This window comes from Campylobacter sp. CH186 (genome assembly GCF_004378925.1).
In the GTDB taxonomy this organism is placed as follows: Bacteria; Campylobacterota; Campylobacteria; order Campylobacterales; family Campylobacteraceae; genus Campylobacter_D; species Campylobacter_D jejuni.
In genome coordinates this window covers 1-15,992 of sequence record NZ_RYYB01000002.1, presented here as the reverse complement: position 1 = coordinate 15,992, position 15,992 = coordinate 1, and the positions used below count along the sequence as shown (strand labels likewise).

Here is a 15,992-nt window from a genome sequence, read left to right as displayed (position 1 = left end):
AATATTTTTTAATATAAGTTTCAATATAGAAAGTTTAGAGTAAAATAAAGAAAAGTGTAAATTTAATTTTTGTTGTGGAGTGATTAAAGTGCTTTAAAAAAGGAGAATAAATGTCTCATATAGATGCTTCGCATCCTTATTTTGGTATTTTTTTAATGCTAGTACTTGCTAGTGTTATTTTTTTTGGACTGGTTTTTTTAGCTTCAAAAATCGGTAATAATTTTGCCGCAAAAAATCGCAAAAAATTAGGACTTGGAATTTATGAATGCGGTCCTATTCCTGTTAAACAAGCTAACAAGATTAACTCTCAATTTTTCATCATCGCCTTAATCTTCATACTTTTGGATATAGAAGTTGTGTTTTTATTTCCTTGGGCTTTGATTTTTAAAGATTTAGGTTGGTTTGGACTTTTAGAAGTTTTTGTTTTTATCGTACTTTTAGGAGTTGGATTTTTATATGCTTATAAAAAAGGAGCGTTTGCATGGCAGAGCATCAAGTAAATTATGCAAGTGGTTTGCCCGTAGTTTTAACTAGCGTTGATAAACTAGTTCAATGGGGCAGGAGTAATTCTTTATGGGCTTTATCTTATGGACTTGCCTGTTGTGCGATTGAGATGATGGCGGCTGGGGGTTCAAGATATGATTTTGATAGATTTGGAACGATTTTTAGAGCTTCACCACGCCATAGTGAAGTGATGATTATCGCAGGAACTTTATGTAAAAAGCATGCTGAATTTACAAGAAGACTTTATGATCAAATGCCTGATCCTAAATGGGTGATTTCTATGGGAAGTTGTGCCAATACAGGCGGTATGTTTAATACTTATTCTACGGTTCAAGGAGTGGATAGAATTATACCTGTAGATATTTATGTGCCAGGCTGTGCTCCACGCCCAGAAAGTTTTCAGTTTGCTTTGATGATTTTGCAAAAAAAGATCCGCAAAGAAAAAGCAAGTCGTAAAATCGCACCTAAAAGGTTGGTATAATGAGAAAGTATAGCGATAAAAAAAATGCTCAAACTCAAAATTACTACAAAGATAGATTTTATCACGCACCACACACTGTAAAATCTGATGTTAATGAAAGTGTTTTTAAAGATGATTTTGAAGTTTTAAAAACTCAAGTAGAAATTTTAAATTCCTTTGTAGAACTTGATTTTTGGGTAATAGAAATTAAAAAAGAAGACAATGTTAAAACCTTGCAAATGCTTAAAACTTTAGGTTATTTAAGTTTTACAGAAGCAAGTGCTATTGATTTTGTAGCAGATAAAAATGGTTTTGAAGTGTTTTATCAGCTTTTAAATTTAGAAAAAAAATTAAGAGTGAGAATAAAAACTTTTGTAGGCGTAAAAGAGCGTTTGCAAAGCGTGGCTCATATTTTTAAAGGAGCAAATTGGAGTGAGAGAGAAATTTATGATATGTTTGGAATTTTCATCATAAATCATCCTAATTTAAAACGCATTTTAATGCCTGATGATTGGTTTGGACATCCGCTTTTAAAAACTTATCCTTTAAAGGGCGATGAGTTTGCAAGATGGTATGAGATTGATAAAATTTTTGGCAAAGAATATCGTGAAGTAGTGGGCGAAGAGCAAAGAGATTCTGGTTTTGCTGATGATAAAGATACGCTAAATTTTGCAAGACTTTATCATGAAGTGCCAAAAGGTAGTCAAAAGAAGGAAATTTCCTTTAAACAAGAATATCAAGAAGATGAAGGCGTGGCTTTTGTAAAAAAAGTAAAACGTGATGAAGCAAAAATTTTAGAGAAAAGGCGTTAAAATGCAAATTCCTAGCAAGTTAAAACCTTATTATGAAAATATAGCTTTTGAGCAAGAAGACTCAAAGATGATTATCAACTTAGGTCCTCAACACCCTTCAGCTCACGGAAATTTACGTCTTATTTTAGAACTTGATGGAGAGCAAGTTGTAAAAGCGCGTCCTTGTATAGGTTATATGCATCGTGGTATGGAAAAAATGGCTGAAAATATGATTTATCAAGAGTTTATTCCTACTACTGATAGAATGGACTATATCGCTGCTTCAGCAAATAATTATGCTTATTGTGCGGCGGTCGAAAAACTTTGTGGTTTAGAAATTCCACGCCGTGCAGCAGTCATACGCATGATACTTTTAGAATTAAACCGTATCGCATCACATTTGCTTTGGCTTGCCACTCATGCACTTGATATTGGTGCGATGAGTGTGTTTTTATACTGCTTTAGAGAACGAGAATATGTTTTGGATTTGATAGAAAAGTATTGCGGTGCAAGACTTACGCATTCTTCTATGAGAATAGGCGGGGTTATGCTTGATTTACCTGAGAATTATTTAGAAGAAATGCTTGCATTTTGCGATAAATTTCCAAATGATTTAAAAGATTATGAAGATCTTTTAGATGATAATAGAATTTGGCGTTTAAGAACTGAAAATGTAGGTGTGGTTACTAAAGAACAAGCCTTAAATTGGGGTTGTACGGGTGTGATGTTAAGGGGAAGCGGTATAAAATACGATATACGCAAAGAAGAGCCTTATTTGCTTTATAATGAAGTTGAATTTGGTGTGCCTTATGCTACACAAGGGGATTCTTATGCAAGATATAAAGTTTATATGCAAGAATTTCGTGAAAGTTTGAAAATCCTTAGACAATGTGCCACGCTTTATAAAGATACTTCGCCTGAAATTTTAGCTACGCATCCTGAGTATGTAAGTGCTTCAAAGGAACAAATTTTAACGCAGAATTATTCTTTAATGCAGCATTTTGTTTTAATCACTCAAGGCTTAAAACCCCCTAAAGGCGAAGTTTATGTGCCTACTGAAAGTCCAAAAGGTGAGCTTGGCTTTTTTATCCATAGTGATGGCACAGGAAGACCTTATCGTTTAAAGGCTAGAACACCTAGTTATTGGCATTGTGCGTTTTTTGAAGAAATGCTTGTAGGTACTTATTTAGCTGATGTTGTAGCCATTATGGGTAATGTAAATATAGTTTTAGGTGAGATAGATCGATGAGAAGAGTAGATTTAAGAAAAAGCAAAGAACTTTTTGAAGATTTAGCGCAAATCATAAAAGAAGCAAAACAAGGCGAGGTTTTAGTGGTGCTTTTTGAAATCGGCGATTTTTCTCCTGTTGAAAAAAGTTTTTCTTTTATAAAAGAACAAGGCTGTGAGCTTTTAAATTCTTTGAAATTTAATCAAGTAGATTGGACTATTGTTATAAAAAAGGAGAGAGTATGATTTATGATAATGCTCTTTGTTTTTTAGATATGCTAAGCCTTAAAAACAAAAATTTATGTGAAAAAATAGGTGTAAATAGCATTAATATTTCTTGTTTGGAAGATAAAAATTTAAAAGCTAAATTTTATAAATGTGAAATTGCAAGTTTGAGTTTTGTTTTGGCTTTGCTTTGTAAATTAAGCGATGAAGGACAATTTAGCGATTTAGATGAGGGATATTTAAGTGCTGAATCTTGTTTTGGAGAGGAAGAAGCAGGTGAAGTGCTTGCTTTTTTAAAAGAGGCTAAGTATTTAATTATAGATAAAAATATCCATTCTTACAAAGATAGCGAAAATATCAAATATTTTTTGAATTTCTTAAGCGTAAAATATGAATTAAAGATTTTAGATAGCGATGAAGAAGAATGCGATTTTAAAAAGGCCAAATTAAACACCCTAAAAGAACTAGATAATTATGACGGTTTAGTGCTTTTTAGAGTAAATTTACAAGATAAAAATTTACATTGTTCAAAGCAATTTTTACAAATTGCAAAATGCAAAGATCAAAGTGAAGTTGAAATTTTGGCTAAAGATTTTAGTCTTAAAGCCAAGCTTTGTTTAGATGAAAATTTACAAGGCACCATAGCTTTTTTAAATTATGAAAACAATGGTTTTGATTTTATTCCAATTCGCATAAAGGAAGCAAAATGACAGTTAAGATTAATGGTATAGATTGCGCCTTTGAAGAAGGCGAATATATTTTAAATATAGCAAGAAGAAATGATATTTTTATTCCAGCGATTTGCTATCTTTCAGGCTGTAGTCCTACTTTGGCTTGTCGTATGTGTATGGTTGAAGCTGATGGTAAAAAGGTATATTCTTGTAATACTAAAGCAAAAGAGGGTATGGTTGTAGAAAGTGATTTACAAAATCTTTGGGATGAAAGAAATGAGATCATGCAAGCTTATTGTATCAATCATCCTTTAGAATGTGGAGTTTGCGATAAATCAGGCGAGTGTGAATTGCAAAATTTCACTCATAAAAGCCGTGTAAATGTTCAAAAGCATTGGATTAAAGACACACATAAACCACATAAACATTGGGGAATGATTAATTACGATCCCGCACTTTGCATAGTATGTGAGCGTTGCATTACAGTTTGTAAGGATAAAATCGGAGAAAGTGCTTTAAAGACTGTTCCTCGTGGCGGAGATAGTGTGGATAATAGCTTTAAAGAGAGCATGGGAAAAGATGCTTATGCGATTTGGACTAAATTTCAAAAAAGTTTGATAGGCCCTGCAAATGGTGATACGCTTGATTGTTCATTTTGTGGAGAATGTACAAGTGTGTGTCCAACAGGAGCTTTGATAGGTTCGAAATTTCAATACACTTCAAATATTTGGGAACTTAAAAAAATCCCTGCTTCAAATCCGCATTCAAGCGATTGTGAGTTGATGTATTATGATATTAAGCAAAGCGGCATTAGTAATCAAAAAGAAAAAATTTATCGTGTGAGTAATGATTTTGCCTTTGCGAGTTTAAATAAGGCTGCAAGATTTGCTTTTGATACGCAAAATGAGGCGGATAAAGATGAAAAAGCCTTTGAAGAACTTGTGAAACTTTTTGAGAAAAATGAAATTAAAAACATTAAATTTAATAGTTTTATTACCAATGAAGAAGCTTTGATTTTACAAAATTTAAAAAAGAAATTTAATCTTTCTTTGATCAATGAAGAAGCTTTGAAATTTAAAGAATTTTTACAAGAATTTATCGCTAATTCTGGCGAGTTTTATAGTGCTAATACTCAAGATATAACAAAAAGTGATTTTTTGGTTGTGGCTGGAACGCTTTTAAGATATGATGCTCCAACGCTTAGCTATAAAATCAATAATGCCTTAGTGATGAATAAAGGCTCAGGGCTTTATTTTCATCCTATGGAAGATGTGGGTATAGCAAAATATTCCAAAAATTTTATCTCACACATTCATAAAAGTGGCGATGAAGAGCAAATTTTATATTTTTTACTTCAAAAATTTAGTCAAGATGAAGGTATTAAAACTCATTTAGCAGAGTTTTTTGTTAGTGAAAATAAAGAAATAGAAGAAAGTATCAACGAAGAAGTTGTAGAACAAGTTATAGAAAAAGATGAAGAAGGCAATGAAATCCAAAAAGAAGTAAAAAAAGTCGTACCTAAAAAAGTGAAAAAAATCATAGAAGTGCAACGTTCTGTTTTTGCTAAAAATTTAGGTATAGATGAAGATAAATTAGAAGATTTATTGCTTAAAAAAGCAAATTTTACTCTTGTTATAGGGAGTGATTTTTATTTTCATAAAAATGCGAAAAAACTTGCTAAATTACTTGCTTTGATTCAAAATACTACTCCTTTTAAAGTCTTTTTAAATCCTACGCATACTAATACCTTAGGTGTGGCTATGATTTGTGATTTGGATAAAAATACACAAGAAGGCAAGACTTTAGGCTACAATGAAAAAGGTGATTTTAGTTTTTCTTATGAAGAGCATGCAAATTTAGCTAGTGCGAGTTTAAATCAGCAAGAAGGAACTTTTTTAAATTATGATAAAAGAGTGGTGCCAACTAACGCTGCTTTAGAATTTAAGGGATATTTTTTAAATGATTTGGCTAATGCTTTAGGTTTTGATGAGGAATATACTATAAATTATACTAAGAGACTCCCTATAAATAAAGGTTTTTCTCCGATTGATTTTGATCATTTAGATAATTTTTATACCAATGCAGGTGATTGTAAAAGGGGATATGAGCTTAATTTAGAATGTTTTAAACAAGTTGCTAAAAAAGAATTCATCTCTCCAAATTTTGAAAATTTAAACCCAAAAGAAGATGAAATTTTGCTTTATAGTGCTAATCCTAGCTATCAATTTGGTAGATTTTCAAATCGTGCTAGTGCGATTAATGAGGTGATTTTTTTAGGTGTAAGTGAAAATTTAGCTAAAGAGAAAAATTTAAAAGATAAAGATCTTGTAAAACTTAAAATAAAAGATAAAGAATTAAGCCTTAGCGTGCGTGTGGATAAGGATATAAAAAATGGAGCTTTCTTGCCGTATTTCGATGAAAAACTTGATACGCTAAGCTTTTTTGATGAAAGATTTGTTGTGGCGAATTTAGAAAAATTAGGAGCAAACCATGAGTGATTTTGCTTTTTTTGCTTTAGAGGCTTTAATTAAATGTATTATTATCATTGCAATATTTGCGAGTTTAGCAGGTCTTGCAACTTATGCTGAAAGAAAGGTTTTAGCTTATTTTCAAAGACGTATAGGGCCTGATATGGTAGGGCCTTTTGGGCTTATTCAACTTGTAGCTGATATGATAAAACTTTTTACTAAAGAAGATATAATCCCTTCAAATTCGCAAAAATTTATTTTTGCTATAGCACCTTTAATTTCTGCTATTTGTGCTTTTGTTTCTTTAGCAACTATTCCTATGCTACCTGAATTTACTTTATTTGGAAGGGTGATTCAGCCTATAGTGGCAGATATTAATGTAGCTTTGCTTTTTGTCATTGGTACTTCAGGACTTTGCTTTTATGCGGTGTTTTTGGGTGGACTTGCAAGTAATAATAAATGGTCGATTTTAGGGGCTGCAAGAGGGCTTGTAGCAATTATTTCCTATGAAAGCGTAGGAGCTTTAGCTTTGATTGCTATTGTAATGCTTGTAGGTTCTTTTTCTTTGGTGGATATTAACAATTATCAAAGCGATGGATTTTTTTCTTGGCTTATTTTTAAACAGCCCTTGGCTTTTGTGCTTTTTATAATTGCTTTATTTATAGAGACTAATAGAACTCCGCTTTGTTTGACGGAAAATGATGCTGAAATTGTAGCGGGTTATGGAACGGAGTATTCGGGTTTAAGATGGGGTATGTTTTTCATAGGTGAATATGCTTCTATGATAGCTGGAGCTATTTTGGTAACTCTTTTGTTTTTAGGGGGTTTTAATAGCTTTTGGATTATTCCTGGTTGGATTATGATGATAGTAAAATCAAGTTTTATTTTCTTTTGGTATTTTTGGGCAAGAGCTGCTTTTCCGCAATTGCGTCCAGATCAAGTGATGAAAATGTGCTATTTAATCTTAATCCCTTTAGCGGTTTTAAACCTTTTAATCACTGCTTTGGCAGTTCTTTTATAGGAGTTTGATATGAAAAATTATTATTTAGTAGATGAGAAAAGAAAAACTCCTGTTAGTACTTGGGAAAAAATTTCACAAGCTTTGCGTAGAAGCGTTAAACTAGAGCTTTTTGTAGGACTTTTTGTGATGATGAGAGAATTACTTAAGAGAAATAATAGCGCTACGATTAAATATCCTTTTGAAAAGGTAAAGCTTGATAATCGTTACCGTGCTGTTCATCGTTTGATGCGTTTTATAGAAAGCGAAAATGAAAGATGTATAGGTTGTGGGCTTTGCGAAAAAATTTGCATTAGTAATTGTATCAGAATGGAAACTTCTTTAGATGAAAATGGGCGTAAAAAAGTAGGAAATTATAGTATTAATTTAGGGCGTTGTATTTATTGTGGTTTTTGTGCTGAGGTTTGTCCTGAACTTGCTATAGTACATGGCACAGAGTATGAAAATGCGGCCGAGCAAAGGTCTTATTTTGGTTACAAGCAAGATTTTTTAACTCCTATTGATAAGCTTAAAAATCAAGTTGAATTTGAAGGAGCAGGAAGCCTTAGAAAAGATGCTGATTTACTGGTGGTAAAAACACCAAATTATTACGATGTGATGATTGAAAGAGCCTTAGAAAATCAAAATACACAAGAGCAAGGAGAAAATAAATGATAGAAAATTTGGCTTTTGTATTTTTTAGTGTAGTGGTTTTAGGCTTTTTTGGCATTGCGGTTTTAAGTAAAAATATGCTTTATTCTCTTTCGGCTTTAGCGGGCGGAATGGTGTTTTTATCGGGATTTTATTTTTTACTTGATGCAGAGTTTTTAGGCGTGATACAAATTATTGTTTATAGTGGAGCTGTGCTTGGACTTTATAGTTTTGCGATGATGTTTTTTGATGCTTCTAAAGAATTTAAAGAACAACTTAAAGCTAAAAAAAGTTTTTTTACTTTGGTGGTTTTAAGTGCAATTTTACTTTTGGCCATGCTTATAGGTTTTAAATACCAAAATATCAGCACGGATTTACCTTTAAATGATCCTGCTTTGTTTGATTTCAATAAACAACTGGCTTTAGCGATTTTTTCAAAATATCTTTTAGCTTTTGAGTTTATAGCTATTTTGCTTTTGATCGCTTTAGTTTGTGCTATCACTCTTACTCATAAAGAGCTTACAAAGGAAAAACAATGATAGAAAAGTATTTTTTCGTTGCTATTTTAATGTTTGTCATAGGGCTTGTAGGGATTTTAAAAAGACAAAATCTCATTATGCTTTTTATTTCGAGTGAAATTTTATTAAATAGTGCTAATTTAGCCTTAGTAGCAGCTTCTAAAATGCACAATGATTTAAATGGACAGGTTTTTGTGCTTTTTATCATGGGTGTAGCCGCTTGTGAAGTAGCTGTTGGCGTAGCTTTGTGTGTGCTTTGGTATAGAAGAAAAGGCACTTTGGAATTAAAAAGCTTAAAAGAAGTGGAGGCTTAGTATGCAAAATTTAGCTTTGATTTCTCTTTTTAGTCCTTTTGTAGCTTTTTTGTTTGCAAGCTGTTTTGCTTTGAGTGAGAAAAAACAATTTGTAGGGATAATTTGTTCACTTTTAGTAGCTTTAAGTGCTTTTTGTTCTTTGTATTTGCTTTTTTGCAATGAAGCTTTTAATGTGAGTTTGTTTGAATGGTTTGCTGGAGTAAATTTTGGCTTTGATATAGATGCCATTTCGCTTACTATGATGAGTGTTGTAGGTATTGTAGCTACTTGTGTGCATTTTTATAGTATTTTTTATATGGCTCATGATGAAGGTTTTAATAAATTTTTTGCTTATTTGGGGCTTTTTGTCTTTTCTATGCTTTTTTTAGTCATGAGTGATAATTTTTTAGGACTTTTTGTAGGTTGGGAAGGTGTTGGACTTTGCTCTTGGTTGCTCATAGGTTTTTGGTATAAAAATGATACTTATTCTTTTGCGGCTAATGAAGCTTTTATTATGAATCGTATTGCGGATTTGGGTATGCTTTTGGGAATTTTTTGGCTTTATTTACAAGCAGGAACTTTAAAATATGATGAAGTTTTTTCCATGGCACAAAGCCTAGATCACAACGCTTTGATCTTAATCGCAACTTGTTTATTTATAGGGGCTATGGGAAAATCTGCACAATTTCCTTTTCACACTTGGCTTGCTGATGCTATGGCAGGGCCAACTCCTGTTTCTGCATTAATCCATGCAGCAACCATGGTAACAGCGGGGGTTTATTTGGTAATTCGTGCGAGCACGCTTTATGATTTAGTTCCTGAGGTTTCTTATATTATTGCCTTACTTGGAGCTTTTGTAGCGATTTTTGCAGCCTCTATGGCTTTGGTGGCTAGGGATTTAAAACGCATTATTGCTTATTCTACCTTATCGCAACTTGGATATATGTTTGTGGCTGCAGGACTTGGGGCTTATGGTATAGCTTTATTTCACTTAGCTACACATGCTTTTTTTAAATCTTTACTTTTTTTAGGTGCTGGAAATGTAATGCATGCTATGAATGATAAATTAGACATTAAAAAAATGGGTGGACTTTTTAAACCTTTAAAATTTACAGCTATTTTGATGTGTATAGGATCTTTAGCTTTAGCAGGAATTTATCCTTTTGCAGGATTTTTCTCTAAAGATTTGATTTTAGGATATTCTTTTATTTCTTTTCACCATGGTATTTTTTTAGTGCTCTTAATCGCAGCTTTTTTAACAGCATTTTATAGCTTTAGACTTTTAATGTTGGTATTTTTTACCCCTGTAAGACACAATGAACATCCACATGAAGCAAGCAAAATCGCACTTTTGGCTATGAGTCCTTTGATGGTTTTAGCTATTATTGCAGGATTTTTTGAACATAGTTTTTTTGAATATTTAAGCACAAAATTAGTTTTTATTGATGCACAAAATCAAATTGTAATGATTTGTGCGAGTGTAGCAGCTATTTTGGGTGTAATTTTGGCTATTTTTGCTTATAAAAATTCTTGGTTTAAAGAAAGTATTGAAGAAAATAAAATTCACAAACTTTTAAGTAATGATTATTTTATTCCTCAATTCTATCATCAATTTATCGTTTCAAAATATGAAAGTTTATGTGCGATTTTAAAGCATTGTGATCTTTATATTTTTGATAGAATAGTTGAAAAAATTGCTTTGTATTCTCAAAATATTTCACAAAAAATGATTATGCCAAATAGCTTAAACTTAATGCTTAGATTTTTGGTGGCAGCTTTTGTGATTTTGTTGATTTTGGTATGGATGGTGTAAAATGCTAAATTATTTGATATTTTTTCCTTTAATTTCTGCTTTTGTGGTTTTGCTTTTAAATCGTGGGGGTGTTAAGGTTTTTAGCGTTGTTGTAAGTTTTATGATTTTGGCTTTAAATTTGGATATTTTTGCGGATTTTTTACAAGGGGTAAGCTTTGATTATAATCTCTCTTTTAAAATTTTGAAATTTTTTAGCTTTCACGTAGGAGTAGACAGTATCGCACTTATATTGATGCTTTTAAGTTCTTTGATGATATTTTTAAGCTTTTTATTTTTAAAGCTGGAACAAAAAGCACTTGTATCTTGTATATTCTTTTTAGAATTTGCTATTATGGGACTTTTTAGTGCAAAAGATGGTTTGTTATTTTATGTTTTTTGGGAATTTTCTCTTTTGCCTTTGCTTTATATTATGGGAGTTTATGGTAAAGATTTTAGAGCAGGGGTGAAATTTTTTATCTATGCTTTTGCGGGTTCAATTTTAATGCTTGTGGCATTGATTTATCAAGCTTATTTAAATTATCAACTTTTAAACATCTTCACTTTTGACTTAGAAATTTGGAAAAATAATGCCTCGGCGGTAAATTTTATAGAGCAACTTTTACTTTTTGGAGCATTTTTTATCGCTTTTGCTATCAAAGCTCCTTTATTTCCACTTCATACTTGGGCACCTAAGGTTTATGCAAATTCGCCTGTTCTTGTTTCTGTAATGCTTGTAGTTTTTAAAATGGCTCCTTTTGGATTTTTGCTTTTTTGTTTACCGCTTTTTCCAGATGCGAGTGTGTATTTTATGCCTTTAATTGTAGCTTTATGTATAGTGAGTATCGTTTATAATGCTTTAATTGCTTATAGGGCAGAAAATATTAAAGAATTGATTGCTTATAGTTCTATTTCACATCTTGGTGTGATGATTTTGGGAATTTTTTCTTTAAATGCTTTGGGTATTAGCGGTGCGGTTTTTTATATGTTTGCACATGGTATTGTAACGGGAGCTTTATTTTTAATGGTTGAACTTTTATATCAAAGATATCATACTTATGATATTTCTTTTTATCATTCTTTGGCTAAAAAAGCACCTTTATTTTCAATTTTCTTTATGTTAATTTTACTCGCAAGCGTTTCTTTGCCTTTAACTGTTTCTTTTGTGGGAGAGTTTTTAATTCTTTTAGGTATAGCAAAGATTAATTTGCTTTATGCTTTGTTGGCAGGTTTGGTGATTATTTTAGGAGCGATTTATATGTTCGCAGTATTTAGAAAAATATTTTTCATACAAAAACAAAGCTTTATAGAGAGTTTTTCTTTACGTTTTAGAGAAATAGTAGCTCTTGTGTGTATTGTAGTAATGATTTTTGGACTAGGGCTTATGCCAAATATACTTTTAAAGCCGATACAAAAAGATGTGGATAATCTTATAAAAATAATGAATATTAGAGCTGTTGAGCAAAATACTTTAGATTTTTTATCCAAAATAGGAGAGGCAAATGTTAAATAATTTTTTAAATTTAGAACTTTTAAATATAAGCTTATCTTATCCATTTTTATTTTTAATTATAACTGCAATAGTTCTTTTGCTTTGCTCTGGTTTTTGGAAATTTCATCGATCGTTTTATATCGGTATAAGTTCTTTATCTTTAATTGTAAGTGTTTTTTTGATTTTGAATAATGCAAATGCTCAAGGTTTAGAAGCAAAAGCTTTTTTGGCCACTTTAAATAATGATATTGTTTCATTTTATGCTTCTTTGGTGATTTTGTGTTTTTCATTTTTATATCTTTTTATGCAAAAAGAAGAAAATCAAGGTGAATTTTATGCTTTATTTTTATTTATGATTGCATCTTTGCTGTTGATGGTTTCAAGCTCAAATTTAGTACTTATTTTTATAGGACTTGAAAGTTCTTCTTTGGCACTTTATACTTTAATAGCAATGCGTGGAAGTGATAATGCTATTTCAAGTGCGATAAAATACTTTAGTGTAGCGGCTGTAGGAGCTGGGTTTTTTGTTATGGCTGTAGCTTTTATTTATTTAAAAACAGGAACTTTAGATTTATCTGCTAATTTAGCGTTAAAAAATGAGTTTCAAAAAGATCCCATGCTTTTGGGTGCTGGAGTGATGATTTTTGTTCTTTGTGCAATCAAGCTTTCTTTGGCGCCTTTTCATTTTTGGCTTAAAGATGTGTATTATGCAGCACATACAAATTTGGTTGCTTTTATTTCAGTTGTGCCAAAAGTTGCCATGTTGGTTGTGGTTATTCGTTTGTTTGATTTTTTAAATAATACAGGTTTTGAATATATCATAATAGTTCTAGCGATTTTTTCTATGTTTATAGGCGCTTTTGCGGCTCTAAGTCAAAACAATATCAAAAAAATGTTCGCTTATAGTTCTGTAGTACATTCTTCTTTGGTTTTGGTAGCTTGCATTCCTTTATTAAAAGAACAAAATTTTGATGGAATTTTGCTTGCTATTTTTGGATATTGGACTTTATTTGCTTTTGCAAATTATGCTGTATTTATGATTTTAAGCAATTATGAGAATAATTCTTATGAGAGTTTAAATGGGCTTTTGGTTAAAAAACCTTTAATTGCTTTTTGTTTGAGCATTAGTGTGCTTTCTTTAGCAGGTATCCCGCCTTTTGGAGTATTTTGGGGTAAATTTATGATTTTAAATACAGCAATTTTAAATGGATATTGGTATTTGGCGCTTTTTGTGGCTTTATCTTCTGTTATTATGCTTTATGCGTATTTAAAAATTTTAATTCATGCTTTATTTATGAGAAATGATAGGGTTCATAGTATTAAGTTTAGTTTTATACAAAATTTTATTTTAGCTTTTTGTGTTTGTGTAAGCACTTTTGCTATATTGTTAATGTTATAAGAGTTTTGCTATAATTATTTTATGAGAATATTATTTTTAATTTTATTAAGTTTTTTAAATGCTTTTGCTTTTGAGCTTGTTTTAAACACGGGTCGTGAAAATAATCAAGCTTTTGCAGTTTTACATGCGAGTAATGATTTAGAATTTACATGTCAAAAATTTATTACCGAAGCAAAAGTTCATTTTGAATGTGATATTGCAGGTATGGTTGATAATAAATTAAAAGATCAGAGTTTTTCTGCTTTTGATTTAAAATTTATACAAGAAGCTCAAAAAATTAAAATGATCATTTTGCCAAAAATACAAGCAAGAATGTTTGACACTTCTCAAAATATTTATATAGATAAAGAACTTAGTTCATCAAGTTCGTATAAAAGCAAAGCTTTTACTTTTATTTTTACACCAGAACTAGCACGCGTTAAAGACTATGATGGACTTGATTTTAATATCAATTTTCCACATGAGAGCTTGCCTTATGTTGGAGCTTTGGATTTAAATTCTGATCCTGTTGTCATCCCTCAAAGTGCAGATATCAATACTTATTTACGCATTAAAAAAGAATATGATAAGGCTAATTACAATCAAGTGGTGATTGATGCACAAAATGCTATCAATAGATATCGTGGCAGTATTTTTACTAGTGAATTTATACTATATAAATTAAGAGCTCAAAATAAACTTTACACCCAAGATCCAAGTATGCGTGATCAACAAATTTTAGAAAAGATGATTGATGATGCTAAAAATTGGACGCGTACTTTTACAAGTGATAAAAATTTTTCAGAAGTTTTACATATAATGTTAAGAACTTATATCGCTTTAGCTCAGCGTGCTGATGTAGAGTATACAATGTCGATTTTGGATAATGAACAACCCAATAATTATTTTACTCAGTTATCTAGGCTTGATTATGCAGACTATATTTATAATTTAAATGAAAAAGAAAAAGCTGTAAATATTTATGAAAATACTTATTTTAATACAAAAAATTTAGATTTAGCTGCAAGGGCAGCTATGAGTTTGGCAAAGAATTTGCTTTCAAATGAGCAGGTAAATAAAGCTATAGAATATATTAATACCATTTTAAAAGCCAATCCTGAATATTTTGGAAAAGATATTCCAAGATCTTTAGAGCTTGCTAAATTATTTAATCAAAAAGGACAATTTGATATAAGTGCAAGTATTTATGAAGATGCCTTTGCTAAAATGTCAAAACTTGATCCGAGTTATGAAGAAACTTTAAAAGACTTAGCCTTGGTTTTATCGCATACTAACAGACCTAGTGATGCTAAAAAATACCTTGATTTATATATGGATGATTATTTAGATGGTAAGTATTTAGATGAAATTAAAAAAGCAAGTGACGAGGTATTTTTTGCTTTAGGCGATAATAATGCAAGTTTTTTGCATCAACGTTATACAGATTTAATGAAGCAATATGCAAATAAAGATGAGAATATTGCAAATAAAGCTTTAGATGAAGATGTTGCACTTTATTATAAAGAGGGAAATTTTAGTGCGATTTTAGCTTATAAAGATCTTATAGAAAGTAAAAAAATTCCAAATGCCACTCAATTTTTAGAGAAAGCAGCCATTAATGATTTAAAAAATGCGATAAAAGCTGATAATTGTATCAATGCTGCAAATATTTTTATGCGTTTTAGTGCTTATGATATAGGTCAGAAAATTGAGAATAAAAAACAAATGTTAGCTTGTCTTATTAGAACTTCTAATGTTGAACAAGCGCTTGATTATATAGATAAAAATTATAATGAAGATTCTATATTTTATGGTCTTCAAAAAGCATCTATTCTTTTTGACAATAAACAATATCCTCAGGTTATCAAAATTTCTAAAGATATAGCTAATTCTAGAATTTTAAAAAGCGACGATGAGAATTTTAAGGCTTATTATTTACAATTTTTATCTTTATTGCGTTTAAATGACTACAATCAAGCCATTAAAATTTTGCAAATTTTAGAAAGTTTTCCAATGAATTTTAGTATAGTAGAAGCCTATGATGCTTTACTTTCTTATGCTAATGATCATAATATGCAAACAACCATTTTAACTTACGCACCTAAGGCTATTGACTATCAAAATTTTAAAGGTATAAATCTTTTTAGTCCTAATTTAGAATTTATGTATCTTGATACTTTGGCTAAAATCAATAAAAATGAAGAAAGTTTAGCTGTTTTAACAGATTTGCTTAAATTAAAACTTTCAGATGAAGATAGAGCAAGAGCTTTATATATCCAAGCTTTAACTTATGAAAGAATGCAAAATATACAAGCTGAAAAAGAAAGTTTAAAACAATGTCTTGAAATCAAAGGTGTTTCAAATTGGCAGAATTTATGCAAGAGTAAAAATCAAATTTTAAATCAATAAGTAAATTTAGAGATAACTAGCTTTTTAGCTAGTTATCTAAGGTTAAAACCTCTTCTTCTTAACATCTTCTAAGATATTATTAGCTATATCACTTACTGTGCTAGAAATAATAGCTGATT

General features: G+C 30.7%; 15 protein-coding genes. All 15 read left to right on the top strand.

Translation table 11 applies throughout. The features are described 5' to 3' along the window. Positions 1–110: 110 nt before the first annotated feature. The 15 genes from ELQ09_RS02845 to ELQ09_RS02775 are packed head-to-tail and all read left to right on the top strand — an operon-like array spanning position 111 to position 15,873. Positions 111–500: an NAD(P)H-quinone oxidoreductase subunit 3 gene (locus ELQ09_RS02845; RefSeq protein WP_002824972.1), complete on the top strand. Its 390-nt coding sequence runs from the start codon at positions 111–113 to the stop codon at positions 498–500. Next, the gene (locus ELQ09_RS02840) at positions 482–985 is read left to right on the top strand and encodes an NADH-quinone oxidoreductase subunit B (RefSeq protein WP_002777888.1); all 504 of its coding nucleotides are present in this window, start codon (positions 482–484) and stop codon (positions 983–985) included. The genes ELQ09_RS02845 and ELQ09_RS02840 overlap by 19 nt, the downstream gene beginning before the upstream one ends. Then, positions 982–1,776, top strand: coding sequence for an NADH-quinone oxidoreductase subunit C (locus ELQ09_RS02835; protein WP_079742592.1), 795 nt, complete (start codon positions 982–984; stop codon positions 1,774–1,776). Before ELQ09_RS02840 ends, ELQ09_RS02835 begins: the two co-directional genes overlap by 4 nt. Before the next feature lies 1 nt (position 1,777). Further along, a complete protein-coding gene (nuoD, locus tag ELQ09_RS02830) occupies positions 1,778–3,004 on the top strand; it encodes an NADH dehydrogenase (quinone) subunit D (RefSeq protein ID WP_057042638.1) in 1,227 nt (408 codons plus the stop codon). Beyond that, the gene (locus tag ELQ09_RS02825) at positions 3,001–3,228 is read left to right on the top strand and encodes an NADH-ubiquinone oxidoreductase subunit E family protein (protein WP_052834354.1); all 228 of its coding nucleotides are present in this window, start codon (positions 3,001–3,003) and stop codon (positions 3,226–3,228) included. Before nuoD ends, ELQ09_RS02825 begins: the two co-directional genes overlap by 4 nt. Next, a complete protein-coding gene (locus ELQ09_RS02820; RefSeq protein WP_057042639.1) occupies positions 3,225–3,917 on the top strand; it encodes a hypothetical protein in 693 nt (230 codons plus the stop codon). The genes ELQ09_RS02825 and ELQ09_RS02820 overlap by 4 nt, the downstream gene beginning before the upstream one ends. Beyond that, positions 3,914–6,376 (top strand): NADH-quinone oxidoreductase subunit G, encoded by a 2,463-nt coding sequence (locus ELQ09_RS02815; protein ID WP_057042640.1) that lies wholly within the window; start codon positions 3,914–3,916, stop codon positions 6,374–6,376. Before ELQ09_RS02820 ends, ELQ09_RS02815 begins: the two co-directional genes overlap by 4 nt. Then, on the top strand, positions 6,369–7,367 hold the full coding sequence (nuoH, locus tag ELQ09_RS02810) for an NADH-quinone oxidoreductase subunit NuoH (RefSeq protein ID WP_134263752.1): 999 nt from the start codon (positions 6,369–6,371) through the stop codon (positions 7,365–7,367). Before ELQ09_RS02815 ends, nuoH begins: the two co-directional genes overlap by 8 nt. 9 nt (positions 7,368–7,376) lie before the next feature. After that, positions 7,377–8,018, top strand: coding sequence for an NADH-quinone oxidoreductase subunit NuoI (gene nuoI / locus ELQ09_RS02805; protein ID WP_002873772.1), 642 nt, complete (start codon positions 7,377–7,379; stop codon positions 8,016–8,018). Next, positions 8,015–8,533, top strand: a complete 519-nt coding sequence (locus ELQ09_RS02800; RefSeq protein WP_002856161.1) for an NADH-quinone oxidoreductase subunit J — start codon at positions 8,015–8,017, stop codon at positions 8,531–8,533. Before nuoI ends, ELQ09_RS02800 begins: the two co-directional genes overlap by 4 nt. Then, entirely contained in the window at positions 8,530–8,826 is a 297-nt protein-coding gene (nuoK, locus tag ELQ09_RS02795) for an NADH-quinone oxidoreductase subunit NuoK (RefSeq protein WP_042635946.1), read from the top strand. Before ELQ09_RS02800 ends, nuoK begins: the two co-directional genes overlap by 4 nt. 1 nt (position 8,827) lies before the next feature. Continuing rightward, positions 8,828–10,618, top strand: a complete 1,791-nt coding sequence (gene nuoL / locus ELQ09_RS02790) for an NADH-quinone oxidoreductase subunit L (RefSeq protein WP_057034799.1) — start codon at positions 8,828–8,830, stop codon at positions 10,616–10,618. A 1-nt stretch (position 10,619) separates the two neighbouring features. Beyond that, on the top strand, positions 10,620–12,107 hold the full coding sequence (locus ELQ09_RS02785) for an NADH-quinone oxidoreductase subunit M (RefSeq protein WP_134263751.1): 1,488 nt from the start codon (positions 10,620–10,622) through the stop codon (positions 12,105–12,107). Further along, positions 12,097–13,485 carry an NADH-quinone oxidoreductase subunit N gene (locus ELQ09_RS02780; protein WP_070316543.1) on the top strand — a complete coding sequence of 463 codons (1,389 nt, stop codon included), beginning with the start codon at positions 12,097–12,099 and terminating at the stop codon, positions 13,483–13,485. Before ELQ09_RS02785 ends, ELQ09_RS02780 begins: the two co-directional genes overlap by 11 nt. Before the next feature lie 21 nt (positions 13,486–13,506). After that, positions 13,507–15,873, top strand: coding sequence for a flagellar protein (locus ELQ09_RS02775; RefSeq protein ID WP_134224642.1), 2,367 nt, complete (start codon positions 13,507–13,509; stop codon positions 15,871–15,873). The last annotated feature ends 119 nt before the right edge of the window (positions 15,874–15,992 follow it).